The following is a 14,745-nucleotide window of genomic DNA, read 5'->3' as shown; positions in this document are numbered from 1 at the left end:
CACGCGAAACCGTTCGCTCGCTCAGCGCAGAAGCGAGCGGATGCGGGCAGCCGAGATCGCGCTGAAGACCACCGCGACGGCGGCCAGGACGGAGACTGCCACCCACACCGGTACGGCAGTGGACCCGACGAAGAGGTCGACCCCGTAGAACTCTCGGAGGTCCGTGACCGCCTCGCTGTCACCACCGGCGAGGGCGGCGAGGGTGTCTTCGGTGAAGGGCAGGCGCAGCAGCATCGCGCCCTGCGCGAAGGGGAACGCGTTGATCGTCGAAGCGACTCCTTCGGGGAGCGAGCCGACGGGGATGTAGGAGCCTGCGATGAACCCGAGAACCGTTCCGACGACGGTGGAGAACGCAGAGTACGCGCCCGTCGTCTTGAGGAAGGAGGCGCCGAACGCGCCGAGCGCGGTGAAGGCGACGCAGCAGAGCACAGTGGCGCCGATCGCAGCCAGGATCTGAACGGGGCTGAGCCACGTGCCGCGGGCGAGGCCGAGTTGGAGCACGGTCAGGAAGAAGATGACGCCCGACATGATGATCGAGACGGTCACCGAAGACAGGAGGTAGCCGAGCACCAATTGCGACCGCCGGATCGGCGCCACGAGGAAGTCGGCGAACCGGCCGGTGGCGCGATCGTCGACGAAGACGGACACGGCTCCCATCCCCGAGGTCACCGTTGTGAGCAGGACGATGCCGGACAGCATCCAGCTGTCCACGAACGCCTCGATATCCTCGCGCGACGCTCTCGGCAGCGTCTGGCCAAGCCCGTCCACCTGCAGGCGAGAGAGGAAGAGTGTGTAGAGGACGAAGAGGATGAGGCCGCTCAGGAGCGAAAAGAAGACGTTCATCCGATCGCGGAAGAACAGCGTCAGATTACGGCGGACGATGGCCCCGACGACCCTCACGCGACGTGCTCCACGACGTCGCTGCGGCCCGTGAGCGCCAGGAAGACATCGTCCATGCGGCCGTGTCGGAATTCGAAGTCGACGACGTCGTCGCCATGAGCCGCCAGGAGGCGGCGCGCAGGGAGCGCATCCGGGACCTCCACCGTGAGGATGCTGCCTTCACGCCCGACGGCGAGGCCTTCCCGACCCGCGAGTGCAGCCAGGGCCTCGGGATCACGCGTCGTCACGGTGAGGATGCTGCGACTGTGTCGCGCGCGGAGCTCGGTCGGGGTGCCGGTGGCGACGACTCGCCCGGAGTCGATGATCGTCACCTGGTCGGCCTCTTCCGTCTCCGCCATGTAATGGGTTGTGAGAAAAACCGTGAGGCCGCGTTCGGACCGCAGCCGGTCGATCGCCGCCCAGACGGCGACCCGACTCGCGGGATCGAGCCCCGCGGTCGGCTCATCGAGGAAGAGGATCGATGGCTCGTGCATGAGGGCCCGTGCGATGTCCGCGCGTCTGCGCTGTCCGCCGGACAGCCGGCCGTACGCGCGGTCCAGGAAGTCATCCAACTCGATGAGCTGCGACAGTTCCGCGAGCCGCGAAGCGAAGCGCCGACGATCGATGCGCGACAGTGTGGCGCGAAGAGCCAGGTTCTCTCGGACCGTCAGCCCGTCATCGAGCAGCGAGCGTTGGAACACCACCCCGATGTTCGCCCGCACGCTCTCGCTGTCGCTCCGCACGTCGTGGCCGGCCACGCGCACGACGCCACTGTCTGCGCGGAGCAGAGTCGTCAGGCACCCGATCGTCGTCGATTTCCCTGCACCGTTCGCTCCCAGAAATGCGAACAGCTGACCGTCCGGCACCGAAAAAGTGATGCCGTCCACAGCGGTCACCGACTTGTACGACTTGACCAGACCCTCGACCTCGATCGCCACGTGCGCCCTTCCCCCTCGCGCCGGACGCGCGTAGCCCGAGTGTGTCAGACCCCGCGCTGCCGTGCTCAGGGTTCGAAGCGAACTCCCCGCCGCGGGGGCGCGGCGAACTCATCCAGAGCCTGACGGGCGACCGAGAGCGCAACCGAGCCGTAACCACGCCGCGCGAGCTGACCCGCCAGGCGTCGCAGCGCCGTGTCCCGGTCGAGACCCTCGAGCCCCCGCGCCTTGGACCGTGCGAATTCGAGCGCCCGTTCGGCCTCGTCATCGGGAAGCTGATCGAGCGCCTCGTCGATGACCTCGCGAGGGATGCCACGTTGCGACAGCCCCTGCGCGATCGCCATGCGACCCTGCGCCTTGCGCGAGGTCGCCTTATCGATCAGCTGCTCCGCGAGGGCGGCGTCGTCGAGATACCCGAGCGACAGGAACCGATCGACGATTCCCTCGATCTCGCTCTCCTCGAGCTCATGCTCCCGGAGAACCGAGCGAGCCTCTCGAATCGAGAGCGACCGGGTCCGGAGTTTGCGAAGAAGCACCCGCTCCGCCACTGCAGCGGCGTCGTCTTCACCCGCGGGTGCGACAACGGGGACGGTGCCGGTTGCGGGATGAGCCGCGCGAGCAGCCGAGCGGTCGGACGCGGCACGATCCGCGATCCACGTCGCGTGCCAGGTCGCGGCCCCGTCGCTGTCACCCGTCTGCGACGGGGTCGGAGTGCGATCCGCGCGGCTCCCGAACAGGGGGATGACGGGGGCGAGCGAGTCCCGCTCGCCCCCGGTCGACTCCGTCATGATCAGGCCGGGCGGCGAGCCGTCAGCTCGTCGGGCGCGGCGACAGCCTCGACCTTCGGCTGACCGATCCCGAGCTTCTGCTTGATCTTGTTCTCGATCTCTGCCGCGACGTCGGTGTTCTTCAACAGGAAGTTGCGCGAGTTCTCCTTGCCCTGACCGAGCTGCTCACCTTCATACGTGTACCACGCACCGGACTTCTTGACGATGCCGTGCTCGACACCGAAGTCGATGAGGCTGCCCTCTCGAGAGATGCCAACACCGTAGAGGATGTCGAACTCGGCCTGCTTGAACGGCGGGGCCATCTTGTTCTTGACGACCTTCACGCGCGTGCGGTTACCGACGGCGTCGGATCCGTCCTTGAGTGTCTCGATGCGGCGGATGTCGAGCCGCACCGACGCGTAGAACTTGAGCGCCTTACCACCGGCGGTCGTCTCGGGCGAACCGAAGAAAACGCCGATCTTCTCGCGCAGCTGGTTGATGAAGATCGCAGTGGTCTTGGTCTGGCTCAGACCACCGGTGATCTTGCGGAGAGCCTGAGACATCAGTCGGGCCTGGAGACCCACGTGAGAGTCACCCATCTCACCCTTGATCTCGGCTTCGGGCACGAGTGCCGCGACGGAGTCGATCACGACGAGGTCGATCGCACCGGAGCGGATCAGCATGTCCGCGATCTCGAGCGCCTGCTCGCCCGTGTCGGGCTGGGAGACGAGGAGCGCGTCGATGTCGACGCCGAGCTTCTCGGCGTAATTCGGATCGAGCGCGTGCTCTGCGTCGATGAAGGCGGCGATGCCACCGGCGCGCTGGGCGTTGGCGATGGCGTGGAGCGTCAAGGTCGTCTTACCCGAGGACTCCGGACCGTAGATCTCGACGACGCGGCCGCGGGGCAGACCGCCGATACCGAGCGCGACGTCGAGGGCGATGGACCCGGTCGGAATGACCTCGACCGGTGCGCGCTCGTCGCTCCCGAGTCGCATGATCGATCCCTTGCCGAACTGGCGATCGATCTGGGCGAGGGCCGATTCGAGGGCCTTCTCGCGGTCGGCAACTGATGGCATGTCGTGCTCCTTGGTGCTCGCGGTTCCGTCGCCCGTAGGCTGTCGCGCTCGTCACCGATGGATCGGATGCTGCGACAGGGCGTGGGTGTCATCTGACGTGTCCCACGCTAGGAGGGGGTTCCGACATCGAGGCAGGAACGAGCTCTTCGGTGGACGACGTCTCTACGACACCCGTTGTGTAGGAGACTAGGCCGACTCGAACGCATCTTCGATGCGACACGCCGATTCAGCGTCGCGGCTCGAGCCTTCCCGCGCCATGACGGCGGGCGGACGGGACATCGGTTTCGGCGCAGAGCGCGTACCAGACCTCGCGCGGCGCGACGCCCTCCGCAAGGGCCTCGCGAGCGGTGCGGTTGCCGACCGCGGTCAGCACGAGATCGGCGACGAGGGCGGCGCCGCCCGCGCCGAACTCATCGGCGACAGCGCGATCGAATTCGCTGTGACGCATCGAGGGTCAGCGCAGCGACAGCTCCGGCGCGGGAACACCGTCACCGAGCGAAGCGAGGTCGTCGGGGACGACATCGGTGATGGGGTGCAGTCCCTCCAGGACCGAGATGCGGTCACCCACCTCGCGCATGATCGCCGAGATCGGTACGTCGAGGGCTTCGGCGACGGCAGCGAGGATCTCGCTCGACGCCTCTTTCTGGCCACGCTCGACCTCGCTGAGATAGCCGAGCGCAACACTCGCCTTGCCGGACACCTGACGAAGCGTGTGGCCCTTCTGCAGCCGGAAGTCGCGGAGGACGTCGCCGATCTCTTGACGAACCAGGATCATGCGTGGGCCCTCCCTCTGCTTAGATCCACCGAGTCCCTGACGGGAGAACCACGGTACAACACGTTGGATGTCACCCTAGACCCCGAGCGCTGGGGAATGGATGGGAATCACCGAGACGTAACATGCCCGGAACGACGCCTATTCCCGCCCTACAACGCCTCGACGGCGAGGAGGATCGCTCGGGCCGCCGCGGCGGTCCGGATCTCGTCCCGATCGCCCTCCAGGATCAGGGACTCCACCCTCGACCCGAGCGGTGTCGAGACGGCGATGTGAACCGTCCCGACCGGCTGGCCGTCCGACGACACCGGCCCGGCGATGCCCGTCGTCGCGATGCCCACATCGGCCGGCTCATCGTCGCCCACCGCTCTCCGGATGCCCTCCGCCATCTGCCGCGCAACGCGAGGGTGCACGGGCCCGTGAGCGTCCAGGAGCGTGGCGTCCACACCGAGCAGCCGCTCTTTGAGCTCGGTTGCATAGGCGACGATCCCGCCGCGGAACACCGCGGACGCTCCCGAGACCGAGACGACGGATGCCGCGACGAGACCCCCCGTCAGCGATTCGGCGACTCCGAGGGTCCATCCCAGCTCTTTGAGCCGCTCCACGAGACGCTCGGGATCGGACCGCGGTCCGCTCGCGACCGCGGTCTCCTCGAGCTCATCGGGCAGCTCACTGGGGTTCCGGCGCATCATGCCCGCCGGGACGTGCGGGCGCGGACGGCGGTGACGACGTAGTCGAGGCCGCTGGCGACCGTCAGCACGACGGCGATCGTCATGGTGATCGCGTTGACGATGTGGATCCACTCCCCCACCAGCGTCCACAGCGGAAGCAGAGCGAGGGAGAGGGCGACGGCCTGCGCGACGGTTTTGAGCTTTCCCATCCACGCCGCCGCGACCACGTGGTCGGTCGCGACCAGAAGTCGGTGCAGGGTGATCCCGAGCTCGCGGACGAGCACGAGGACGACCACCCACACGGGCAACTCACCGAGGATCGAGAGGGCGACGAATGCGCACCCGGTGAGCACCTTGTCGGCGATCGGATCGAGCAGTTTGCCGAGGTCGGTGACGATCTCGTACCGACGGGCGAGGTAGCCGTCGATTCCGTCGGTCGCGATCGCCACGATGAACAGCGCGGCCGCCCACCACCGGAGCGCCCCGTCCGTCCCGTCGTCGGCGAGGAGGAGCCAGACGAACACCGGTGCGCATAGGATGCGCACGATCGTGATGGCGTTGGGCAGCTGCCGCGGAATCGTCACGCCTCGAGCCTATCGAGCCGAGGCGCCGACGGTCTCAGTCGCGGCCGGTGAGGCCCCAGGCATCCTCGTCACCCTCGGACTCGACGACCTCGTAGCCCTCGAACTGCTCCGTCACCGCGTCGGGACCGTACGGGTCCGCCGCGCGCGCCGGAGCTGCCGGTGCCGCCGTGGGAACGGCATCCTGCGGGGGCTCTTCACCCCGGAGCCGTGCGAGCACGGCGGGGAGCTCATCGGGGGTCACGAGAACGTCGCGAGCCTTCGAACCCTCGGAGGGTCCGACGATCTCGCGCGCTTCGAGGAGGTCCATGAGGCGCCCCGCCTTGGCGAAGCCGACGCGGAGCTTGCGCTGGAGCATCGAGGTCGACCCGAACTGCGTCGTGATGATCTGCTCCGCGGCAGCCAGGAGGAGCTCGAGGTCGTCACCGATGTCGGCGTCGATCTCCTTCTTCTCGATGACCGCCTCGACATCCTTGCGGTACTCGGGTCGGGCCTGGTTCTTGACGTGGTTGACGACCTTCTCGATCTCCTTCTCGGCGACCCACGCACCCTGCACGCGGACGGCCTTGGAGGCCCCCATCGGGAGGAACAGCCCGTCACCTTGGCCGATGAGACGGTCGGCGCCGGGCTGGTCGAGGATGACGCGCGAGTCCGTCACGCTCGTCACCGCGAAGGCGAGTCGGGACGGGACGTTCGCCTTGATGAGACCGGTGACGACGTCGACCGAGGGGCGCTGCGTCGCCAGGACGAGGTGGATGCCGGAGGCACGCGCCAGCTGCGTGATGCGGACGATCGAGTCCTCGACATCGCGAGGCGCGACCATCATGAGGTCCGCGAGCTCGTCGACGACGACGAGGAGGTACGGATACGGCTTGAGTACGCGCTCGCTCCCGACGGGAAGCTGGATCTCGCCGGCGACGACGGCGCGGTTGAAGTCATCGATGTGACGGAAGCCGAACGACGCGAGGTCGTCGTAGCGCATGTCCATCTCCTTCACGACCCACTGCAGCGCTTCGGCGGCTTTCTTGGGGTTCGTGATGATGGGCGTGATGAGGTGCGGCACCCCGGCGTAGGACGTGAGCTCGACGCGCTTCGGGTCGATGAGCACCATGCGGACATCCGACGGCTTCGCCCGCATGAGGAGGCTCGTGATCATCGAGTTCACGAAGCTGGACTTGCCGGAGCCCGTGGACCCGGCGACGAGGAGGTGAGGCATCTTGGCGAGGTTCGCGACGACGTACCCGCCGCCGACATCCTTGCCGATACCGATCGTCATCGGGTGCGTCGCCTGCTGAGCATTAGGCGAGCGGAGGACGTCGCCGAGGGTGACGATCTCGCGATCCGTGTTCGGGATCTCGACGCCGATCGCGCTCTTGCCGGGAATGGGCGCGAGAATGCGCACCTCATTGGAGGCGACCGCGTAGGCGATGTTGTTCGTCAGCGCCGTGATGCGCTCGACCTTGACGCCCGAGCCGAGCGAGATCTCGTACTGCGTCACTGTCGGGCCGCGGGAGAAACCGGTCACCTTGGCGTCGATCGAGAACTGCTCGAAGACGCCCATGATCGCGCGGACCATCGCGTCATTCGCCTCGGACCGCGCCTTGTGCGGCGTGCCTGCGGCAAGGGCGTCGGAGGACGGGAGCGTGTAGTCGGGAGCGTCGGGATCGACGGAGTCGAGGTTGGCCGCCACGAAGTCCGGCACCGGTGGGATGGGAGGCGCGTCGGGAATCGCGTCGCGCTTGCGGCCGGGCGTGCGAGGAGGCGCCGGCGCGATGATCTCGGTCACCGCGTCGGGCATGACCTCAGGGGTCGGCGTCGTGACCGGGTTGTCGAAGCTGCCGTCGCCGCTCGCCTCGAGGAGCGCAGTGAGATCGTCGGCACCGAGGCCTCCGTCGGCATCCTCCTCGCGGCCCGACTTGTTGCGGCGCCACCAGGGCAACGAGTCGCCCTCTTCGTCGGGCGCGTCGAAAGCGACCGTGGGTCCGGTCTGTCCCTTCGCCGGAGCCGCGTCGGGATCGGGTCGCTCGGCGCCGAACAACCAGGCGTACAGGTCGCCGAGGCGGCGACCGATGCGGTTGGGCGGTGTCTTGGTGAGGATGAGGACGCTCAGAAACGCCAGGAGCCCGAGGACGATTCCTGCACCGATCTCGGTGAGAACCGTCAGCGGCTCACCGATGGCCCACCCGAAGAGTCCGCCGGAGGCGCTCAGCGCGACCAGGCCCTCGCTGGGCTTCGGACGGTCCGCCACGATGTGGCAGAACCCTGCCACAGCCAGGATGAACAGTCCCGCGCCGATGCCGATGCGCCCGTTGTCGTTCACGGACGGCGGATGCCGGAACAGCCACCCGGCGAGCAGGAGCAGGATGACGGGGAAGACGAACGCTTCGCGCCCGATCAGGGCTCCCACGGTGTAGGCGCTGACGTTCGTGCCGACGTCGGTGCCGATGAGGAACCACTCCACGACCGCCCCCGCGATCGCCATCAGGACCAGGAGGAACGGGAACCCGTCCCGTCGCTGCTCCTTCTCGAGCGCCTCGGATCCGAACGCTCGGAACATCCCGCCCGCGATGTGGGCGAGGCCCAGCCATGCGCGGACGATGACGGGAGGGCGCTCGACGTCATCGACGTAGTGACGGGGGGCGGGCTCGGCCTTGCGCCGCGGGGCGGGCTCGGCTTTCTTCGCGCGCGCCGAGGAGCCCGACGCGGACGCGCGGGGCTTGCTGGTCGGACTGCTGCTCCTGGGCATACCTTCCACGGTAAGCCGGATGGCCGACATTGCCCGGATTGACGCGACTCCCAGGCGGTATCCGCGCGTCAGCCGAGACGCTTGACCATCGTGTCGCGGCCGATTCCGCTCCGCGTGACCGCGAAGCCCTCCGTGCGGTAGAGGACCTGCGCGAAGTTTCCGCGCTCGACGGAGAGGCAGATGCGCGCCCGTCCCTCTGCGTGCGCGGCATCGCACAGTCGACGCAGCAGCGCACGGCCGACGCCGTGCGACCGCCACATCGCTTTCACCCCGATGATGAGCTCCGGAACGCCCGTCCCGACGTACCCGAATCCGGGATCGGTGCGCGGAAGCGTCCGATACCAGGCGGCCCCGATCAGTTCCGCGCCGGCGACGGCCACGAATCCGACGTCGCCGGGACGCATCCAGCCTGCGAGGTACCGACTGTGATCAGGGTCGGCCAGGACCTCATGCCTCGGACGAGGCGCGCCAGGCCGCCAATTGGCGGCCTCGACGACCATGTCGCCGAGGAACACCCCGTCCGCCTGGGTGGCAGGACGCAGCGACCACGACTCGGGCATGCCCGAATGGTAGCGGTCCGCTCAGGCCTCGATCACCATCGGGACGATCATCGGTCGACGACGCAGCGACTGGTTCACCCAGCGACCGATCGTGCGGCGGACGACCTGCTGCAGTGCGTGCTGGTCTCGGACGCCCGACTTCGCGGCCTCGGCGAGCGCCTGCACGATCTTCGGCTTGACGGAGTCGAACACGGCGTCGTCCTCCGCGAACCCGCGGGCGTGGATCTCCGGACCCGTGATGACGCGACCGGTTGCGGCATCCACCACCACGATGACGGAGATGAAGCCCTCTTCACCCAGGATGCGACGGTCCTTGAGGTCGGCATCCGTGATCTCGCCGACCGAGGAGCCGTCGACGTACACGAAGCCGAGGTCGAGCTGGCCGACGACCTTCGCGACGCCGTCCTTGAGGTCGATGACCGTGCCGTTCTCGGCGATGATCGTGTTCGCCGCGGGGACCCCGCTGTCCTGAGCGAGCTTCGCGTTCGCCATCAGGTGGCGGTACTCGCCGTGGACGGGCAGGACGTTCTTCGGCTTGAGGATGTTGTAGCAGTAGAGCAACTCGCCGGCGGCCGCGTGACCCGAGACATGGACCTTCGCGTTCGCCTTGTGGACGACATTGGCCCCGAGCTTGGTCAGGCCGTCGATCACGCGGTACACGGCGTTCTCGTTGCCCGGGATGAGACTCGAGGCGAGGATGACGGTGTCGCCCTCCCCCGGCTCGATCGCGTGGTCGAGGTTCGCCATGCGAGAGAGCACGGCCATCGGCTCGCCCTGCGATCCCGTCGACATGTAGACGATGCGGTCGTCGGGGAGGTCCTTGGCCTTCTTGTAGTCGATGAGGACCCCGTCGGGCACCTTGAGGTAGCCGAGCTGCTCCGCGATCGTCATGTTGCGGACCATCGAGCGACCCAGGAACGCGACCCGACGGCCGTGCGCGGCAGCCGCGTCGATGACCTGCTGCACGCGATGGATGTGGCTCGAGAAGCTTGCGACGATGACGCGGCGCGGCGCCTTGCCGATGACCTGGTCGAGGACGGGCCCGATGGCCCGCTCGAGCGGCGTGAATCCGGGGACGTCGGCGTTCGTGGAGTCGACGAGGAACATGTCGACGCCCTCCTCGCCGAGGCGCGCGAAGGCGCGCAGGTCCGTCAAGCGCCCGTCGAGCGGGAGCTGGTCCATCTTGAAGTCGCCGGTGGCGAGGACGAGACCGGCGGGCGTACGGATGCCGACCGCGAGAGCGTCGGGGATGGAGTGATTGACCGCGACGAACTCGAGGTCGAACGGCCCGACCTGCTCGCGCTGGCCTTCCTTCACCGTGAGCGTGTACGGCTTGATGCGGTGCTCCTTGAGCTTCGCCTCGACGAGTGCGAGGGTCAGCTGCGAGCCGATGAGGGGGATGTCGCCCTTGCGCTTGAGGAGGTACGGCACCGCGCCGATGTGGTCTTCGTGGCCGTGGGTGAGGACGACGCCGACGATGTCGTCGAGTCGCCCGCGGATCGCCTCGAAGTCGGGGAGGATCAGGTCCACGCCCGGCTGGTGCTCCTCGGGGAAGAGGACACCGCAGTCGACGATCAGCAGCTTGCCGTCGTACTCGAAGACGGTCATGTTGCGGCCGATTTCGCCGAGTCCGCCGACGGGAGTCACCCGGAGCGTTCCGGGGGCGAGTTTTTCAGGGGCGGAGACGGTATTGGTCATCGAGTTGTTCCATGCACCTTCGGAAGAGCGCCGCCCGCGGCGGCATTGCGGTCTGGTCGGAAGTTGGAGAAGTCAGCACCGTCGACATCCCGAACGAGGTCGAGTTCGTCCTCGATGAGGGCGGCCTCCCATTCCTCGGGCCCGACGAGCGGGAGGCGCACGCGGGGGCTCGAGATGCGCCCCAGCCCGTGCAGGATGTACTTTGCGCTGACCGTCCCCGGGACGTGCGTCATGACGGCACGGACGAGCGGTTCGAGCTTCTTGTGCGCAGCAGTCGCGGTCTGCAGGTCGCCACGGTTGACGGCATCCACGATCACTCGGTAAGGCGCCGACGTGATGTTCGCCGTCACACCGATGAGACCGGCCGCGCCGATCGACAGGTGCGGGAGCACGTTGGCGTCGTCGCCCGAGAAATAGAGGAGGTCCGTCTGGTTCAGGACCCGGCTGACCTCGCTGAAGTCGCCCTTGGCGTCCTTCACCGCGAGGATGTTCGGGTGCTTGGCGAGGCGGAGGATCGTCTCGTACTTGATGGGTACTCCGGTACGGCCGGGGATGTCGTAGAGGATCACCGGCAGATCGGTCGCGTCCGCGACGAGTCGGAAGTGGGTCAGGATGCCGGCCTGCGTCGGCTTGTTGTAATACGGCGTGACGATCATGATGCCGTCGGCGCCGGCCTTCTCGCTGGCCCGGTAGAGCTCGATCGCGTGGGCGGTCTCGTTGGAGCCACCGCCCGTGATGATCTTCGCGCGGCCGGAGGAGACGGACTTGCCCACCTCGACGAGCTTCAGCTTCTCGGCATCGGTCAGCGTGCTGGTCTCACCGGTCGTCCCGGTCACGACGATGCCGTCGGCACCGCCCGTGATGACGTCGTCGATGTGCTTCTCGACGGCTGGCCAATCGACCTCGCCGTCGGCTGTCATCGGAGTGACGAGCGCGACGAGCACCTGACCGAACGGATTGGCGGAGTGCGTCATGGTTCCCAGGGTACCGGTCAGGGTCCCTCGGCCGTGTGCGAGGTCTTCGAGGGGCGAGACGGATGCACGATCGGTGAGGCGCAGGTTGCGTCACCCGGCCAAAAACATGACTCCCGCACCATCGAAGTCGACGGCCGCCTCAACCACGACGGACCCTCGCGTCGTCATCACGACCTGGTCCGGGGGGATGATCCAGTCGGCCAGGAGGAAGTCCAAGCGGCCGACGCCCAAGATGAGGACCTGGCCGACCAGCGCGATGCCGAGTCGCAGCAGACGGAGGCGCAGGAGCGACTCGATCCCGCTCTCTGCATCGGGGCGAGCGATGTCCACGAGCCAACGGAAGCGCGCGGGGAGCCCCTGGCGGATGAGCGCGCGATCCGAACGCGAGCACCGCCGATCGTGCAACGCGCACCCGACGAGCACCGGGCCGCATGCGACCGACGCGTCTGTGTCAGCGGCCGCGGGACGCGACGGCGACGACGATGCGGTCGGGGAGCAGGCGCGCGAGCGAGGTGAGCGCCTTGTAGCGGAGAGATGGGATGCTGACGGCCCGGCCTCGGGCAGCGTCTCGGAGCGATTCCCGCACCACCTGTGTGGCGTTCAGCCACATCCCGCCGAGTACCCCCTCCTCCCCCGGTGGGAGACCGAGGCGCTCGTGGAAGTTCGTGTGGACGTAGCCGGGGCAGACCGCCGTGACCGTCACTCCCCTCGGGCCGTAGACCGTATTCGCCCAGCGGCTGAAGCTCACGACCCACGCTTTGGCTGCGCCGTAGGTCCCGCGCGGGACGAGCCCGGCGACCGAGGCGATGTTGAGGATGCGGCCGCTGCCGCGCGACAGCATCGTCGGCAGAGCCGCGCGCGTCAGTCGCATCGTCACCTCGACGTGCAGCTCGAGGTGACGAGCCTCGCCCTCGATGTCGTTCTCCTCGAAGGCGAGCGGAAGCCCGTACCCGGCACTGTTCACGAGGAGATCGATGCCCTGCTCGAGGCGCTCCTCGACCCGTCGACGCTGGGCATCATCGAGGAGATCCGCGACGAGGATCTCGGCTCGGCCCCCGCGCCCGGCGATCTCGTCTGCCAGAGCACGGAGCGCCTTCTCGTCACGAGCGACGAGGACGACGTCAGCGCCCTTCGCGGACAGCTGGCGGGCGTACTCGGCTCCGATGCCGGAGCTGGCGCCCGTGATGAGTGCGGTGCGGTTCATGCGCGTCAGCCTAAGACGCGCATGTGATCAGGGGGCGACGCGGCCGTTGGCGTTGAACGCGGCGTACGTGAGTGGCATGAGTTCCTGCCACACGTTCTCCATCTTCTCGGCGCACATCTCGATCTCGCGCTGCGGGAACGACGGGAAATGCGTGCCCTCGCGCATGGTGCGAAGCGACAGGAAGTTCATCAGCGAGCGCGCGTTCACCGTGACGTACATGGACGACATGATGTTCAGCGGCAGGACGATACGGGCGACCTCGCGGGCGACGCCGGCATCCAGCATCCGCTGGTAGCTCTCGAAGGCGGCCACGGATGCCTCGCGCGTCTCGCGCGCGACGAGCTCTACCTGCTCGGCGGAGCCGGGGAGGAACTGGTAGGCGCCGGGCTTTCCGACCTGCACGAGGTTGCGCTCGGAGGACGGCACATAGAACACGGGACGGAGCTCCCGGTAACGGCCCGACTCCTCGTTGTACGACGCCATGCGGTGACGCATGAACTCGCGGAAGACGAAGATCGGCGCCTGCACGTAGAAGGTCATCGAGTTGTGTTCGAAAGGCGAACCGTGGCGATCTCGCATCAGGTAGTTGATGAGGCCGCGGTCGCGCCCCGTCGCTTCGGAGCCGTCAGCGGCTGCCGCGAGCGTCTGCTCTCCCTGCGTCGACACGCGAGCGGCGAAGAGCACGTCGCTGTCGGCGGCGGAGGAGCGGACCAGCTCGACCGTGACATCGCTACGGAACTCGATCTCGGGGGCTTCGGGGCGCTCACTCACGGCTCTCACCCTACCCGCCGCGTGACTCGGAAAGACGTCGCGCGACCCGCCCCATAGCGTGCGGGACTACTGTGGAGCGGTCATGGAACTCCTTCCCGCCATCGTCGTGCTCAGTGCGCTCCTCGTGCTGACCGTCGGCATCGGCCTCGTCCTGCGCTGGCGTCAGAACCGCCCTCGTGCCTTCGACCCCCGCGAAGTCATCGAGCCGACGCGGCTCGGTGCCGACCGCCTGGGCGAAACGGCCACCCTGCTGCAGTTCAGCACCGAGATGTGCAGCCGGTGCCCGGGAGTCCACCGCACGCTCCGCGAGATCGCCGACGACCGGGAGGGCGTGCTCCACCTGAACGTGGATCTCACCCACCGCGTCGACATCGCACAGCACTTCCGCGTCCTGCAGACTCCGACGACCCTCATCCTCGATCAGCACGGCGTCGTCCGCTCACGATTCGGTGGAACCCCCGGCCGCCAGGTCGTCGAGATGGAACTCGACCGCGTGACAGCCGGGACCGGCCGTGGCTGAGCCGCGAGGCATCGATCCGCGCGGACCGCGGTTAGCGGCATCCATCACGTCGGTGCTGCTGCTGGTCGCCACGTTGCTGGCTCTCGTGGGCATCTCAACTCAGGGCTCTGCGTCGTTCGGGTGGTTCGCCTATCAGCCGATGGGCGATTTCGCATTCGTCTCCAGGAGCGCCTGGGCGATCGAGATGGCATCGGTAGGCGCGCGCGTCCTCGACCTCGGCTTCCTCGCCGTCCTGGTCATCGCCCTGCTCTTCCTCTGGGGCGTCGTATCGCCGCGTACCGCGCCGTGGGGTGTGCTCTACCGTCGGGCGATCCAGCCGCGGCTCACTCCGCCGGCCGACCTGGAAGACCCCCGCCCGCCTCGGTTCGCGCAGGGCGTCGGCCTGTTCGTCACGACTGTCGGCCTCGTGCTGCACGCGGTCGGCATTCCGCTCGCCCTTCCCATCGCGGCGGCACTCGCGTTCATGGCTGCGTTCCTCAACGCGGTGTTCGGTCTGTGCCTCGGATGCCAGTTGTGGCTGCTCCTGCAGCGGATCGGTCTCGTCGGTCGCGCCGGCTGACCTACCCGCGGGGCTGCGTCAAGTCATATCCC

At 67.8% G+C, this 14,745-nt stretch carries 17 protein-coding genes; 2 read left to right on the top strand and 15 right to left on the bottom strand.

Features of this window, described 5'->3' with window-relative positions:
• Nucleotides 1-21 precede the first annotated feature (21 nt).
• The 15 genes from MO1_RS08740 to thyX all read right to left on the bottom strand — a co-directional run bounded on the left by MO1_RS08740 (nucleotide 22) and on the right by thyX (nucleotide 13,634).
• Nucleotides 22-900, bottom strand: coding sequence for an ABC transporter permease (locus MO1_RS08740; protein WP_036313712.1), 879 nt, complete (start codon nucleotides 898-900; stop codon nucleotides 22-24).
• Nucleotides 897-1,817, bottom strand: coding sequence for an ABC transporter ATP-binding protein (locus tag MO1_RS08735; protein ID WP_036313710.1), 921 nt, complete (start codon nucleotides 1,815-1,817; stop codon nucleotides 897-899). Before MO1_RS08735 ends, MO1_RS08740 begins: the two co-directional genes overlap by 4 nt.
• 65 nt (nucleotides 1,818-1,882) lie before the next feature.
• Nucleotides 1,883-2,602 (bottom strand): regulatory protein RecX, encoded by a 720-nt coding sequence (locus MO1_RS08730; protein WP_060915812.1) that lies wholly within the window; start codon nucleotides 2,600-2,602, stop codon nucleotides 1,883-1,885.
• Nucleotides 2,603-2,604: 2 nt separating this feature from the next.
• Complete coding sequence (gene recA / locus MO1_RS08725; protein ID WP_060915811.1) at nucleotides 2,605-3,657, bottom strand: recombinase RecA; 1,053 nt, start codon at nucleotides 3,655-3,657, stop codon at nucleotides 2,605-2,607.
• A gap of 226 nt (nucleotides 3,658-3,883) precedes the next feature.
• Entirely contained in the window at nucleotides 3,884-4,105 is a 222-nt protein-coding gene (locus MO1_RS08720; RefSeq protein WP_036313702.1) for a DUF3046 domain-containing protein, read from the bottom strand.
• A gap of 6 nt (nucleotides 4,106-4,111) precedes the next feature.
• Nucleotides 4,112-4,432 carry a helix-turn-helix domain-containing protein gene (locus MO1_RS08715; protein WP_036313699.1) on the bottom strand — a complete coding sequence of 107 codons (321 nt, stop codon included), beginning with the start codon at nucleotides 4,430-4,432 and terminating at the stop codon, nucleotides 4,112-4,114.
• 149 nt (nucleotides 4,433-4,581) lie between these two features.
• Nucleotides 4,582-5,118, bottom strand: a complete 537-nt coding sequence (locus tag MO1_RS08710) for a CinA family protein (protein WP_060915837.1) — start codon at nucleotides 5,116-5,118, stop codon at nucleotides 4,582-4,584.
• Nucleotides 5,118-5,684, bottom strand: coding sequence for a CDP-diacylglycerol--glycerol-3-phosphate 3-phosphatidyltransferase (pgsA, locus tag MO1_RS08705; RefSeq protein ID WP_036313696.1), 567 nt, complete (start codon nucleotides 5,682-5,684; stop codon nucleotides 5,118-5,120). The genes MO1_RS08710 and pgsA overlap by 1 nt, the downstream gene beginning before the upstream one ends.
• A gap of 34 nt (nucleotides 5,685-5,718) precedes the next feature.
• Nucleotides 5,719-8,427 carry an FtsK/SpoIIIE family DNA translocase gene (locus tag MO1_RS08700; RefSeq protein WP_060915810.1) on the bottom strand — a complete coding sequence of 903 codons (2,709 nt, stop codon included), beginning with the start codon at nucleotides 8,425-8,427 and terminating at the stop codon, nucleotides 5,719-5,721.
• Between the two features lie 68 nt (nucleotides 8,428-8,495).
• On the bottom strand, nucleotides 8,496-8,987 hold the full coding sequence (locus MO1_RS08695; protein WP_060915809.1) for a GNAT family N-acetyltransferase: 492 nt from the start codon (nucleotides 8,985-8,987) through the stop codon (nucleotides 8,496-8,498).
• 21 nt (nucleotides 8,988-9,008) lie between these two features.
• Complete coding sequence (locus tag MO1_RS08690; RefSeq protein ID WP_036313687.1) at nucleotides 9,009-10,685, bottom strand: ribonuclease J; 1,677 nt, start codon at nucleotides 10,683-10,685, stop codon at nucleotides 9,009-9,011.
• Complete coding sequence (dapA, locus tag MO1_RS08685; protein ID WP_036313684.1) at nucleotides 10,682-11,659, bottom strand: 4-hydroxy-tetrahydrodipicolinate synthase; 978 nt, start codon at nucleotides 11,657-11,659, stop codon at nucleotides 10,682-10,684. Before dapA ends, MO1_RS08690 begins: the two co-directional genes overlap by 4 nt.
• A 90-nt stretch (nucleotides 11,660-11,749) precedes the next feature.
• Nucleotides 11,750-11,989, bottom strand: a complete 240-nt coding sequence (locus tag MO1_RS08680; protein WP_157526398.1) for a hypothetical protein — start codon at nucleotides 11,987-11,989, stop codon at nucleotides 11,750-11,752.
• A 121-nt stretch (nucleotides 11,990-12,110) separates the two neighbouring features.
• The gene (locus MO1_RS08675; RefSeq protein ID WP_060915807.1) at nucleotides 12,111-12,863 is read right to left on the bottom strand and encodes an SDR family NAD(P)-dependent oxidoreductase; all 753 of its coding nucleotides are present in this window, start codon (nucleotides 12,861-12,863) and stop codon (nucleotides 12,111-12,113) included.
• 27 nt (nucleotides 12,864-12,890) lie between these two features.
• Complete coding sequence (gene thyX, locus MO1_RS08670; RefSeq protein ID WP_036313673.1) at nucleotides 12,891-13,634, bottom strand: FAD-dependent thymidylate synthase; 744 nt, start codon at nucleotides 13,632-13,634, stop codon at nucleotides 12,891-12,893.
• Between the two features lie 82 nt (nucleotides 13,635-13,716).
• Here thyX and MO1_RS08665 point away from each other — a divergent pair, with 82 nt between their 5' ends.
• Together MO1_RS08665 and MO1_RS08660 are read left to right on the top strand one after the other, a co-directional pair.
• Entirely contained in the window at nucleotides 13,717-14,154 is a 438-nt protein-coding gene (locus MO1_RS08665) for a TlpA family protein disulfide reductase (protein WP_036313672.1), read from the top strand.
• Nucleotides 14,147-14,713 carry a DUF4395 domain-containing protein gene (locus MO1_RS08660; RefSeq protein ID WP_060915806.1) on the top strand — a complete coding sequence of 189 codons (567 nt, stop codon included), beginning with the start codon at nucleotides 14,147-14,149 and terminating at the stop codon, nucleotides 14,711-14,713. Before MO1_RS08665 ends, MO1_RS08660 begins: the two co-directional genes overlap by 8 nt.
• The last annotated feature ends 32 nt before the right edge of the window (nucleotides 14,714-14,745 follow it).

Source organism: Microbacterium oleivorans NBRC 103075 (genome assembly GCF_001552475.1).
Classification (GTDB): Bacteria; Actinomycetota; Actinomycetes; order Actinomycetales; family Microbacteriaceae; genus Microbacterium; species Microbacterium oleivorans.
Note: the sequence above shows the minus strand (reverse complement) of the source record. Positions and strands in the feature narration are given on the sequence as shown.

Coding starts and splice junctions, on each gene's coding strand:
- MO1_RS08695 (WP_060915809.1), bottom strand. CDS start 8,987: ATGCCCGAGTCGTGGTCGCTGCGTCCTGCCACCCAGGCGGACGGGGTG.
- MO1_RS08720 (WP_036313702.1), bottom strand. CDS start 4,105: ATGCGTCACAGCGAATTCGATCGCGCTGTCGCCGATGAGTTCGGCGCG.
- MO1_RS08665 (WP_036313672.1), top strand. CDS start 13,717: ATGGAACTCCTTCCCGCCATCGTCGTGCTCAGTGCGCTCCTCGTGCTG.
- dapA (WP_036313684.1), bottom strand. CDS start 11,659: ATGACGCACTCCGCCAATCCGTTCGGTCAGGTGCTCGTCGCGCTCGTC.
- MO1_RS08715 (WP_036313699.1), bottom strand. CDS start 4,432: ATGATCCTGGTTCGTCAAGAGATCGGCGACGTCCTCCGCGACTTCCGG.
- MO1_RS08675 (WP_060915807.1), bottom strand. CDS start 12,863: ATGAACCGCACCGCACTCATCACGGGCGCCAGCTCCGGCATCGGAGCC.
- MO1_RS08730 (WP_060915812.1), bottom strand. CDS start 2,602: ATGACGGAGTCGACCGGGGGCGAGCGGGACTCGCTCGCCCCCGTCATC.
- recA (WP_060915811.1), bottom strand. CDS start 3,657: ATGCCATCAGTTGCCGACCGCGAGAAGGCCCTCGAATCGGCCCTCGCC.
- MO1_RS08690 (WP_036313687.1), bottom strand. CDS start 10,685: ATGACCAATACCGTCTCCGCCCCTGAAAAACTCGCCCCCGGAACGCTC.
- MO1_RS08710 (WP_060915837.1), bottom strand. CDS start 5,118: ATGCGCCGGAACCCCAGTGAGCTGCCCGATGAGCTCGAGGAGACCGCG.
- MO1_RS08700 (WP_060915810.1), bottom strand. CDS start 8,427: ATGCCCAGGAGCAGCAGTCCGACCAGCAAGCCCCGCGCGTCCGCGTCG.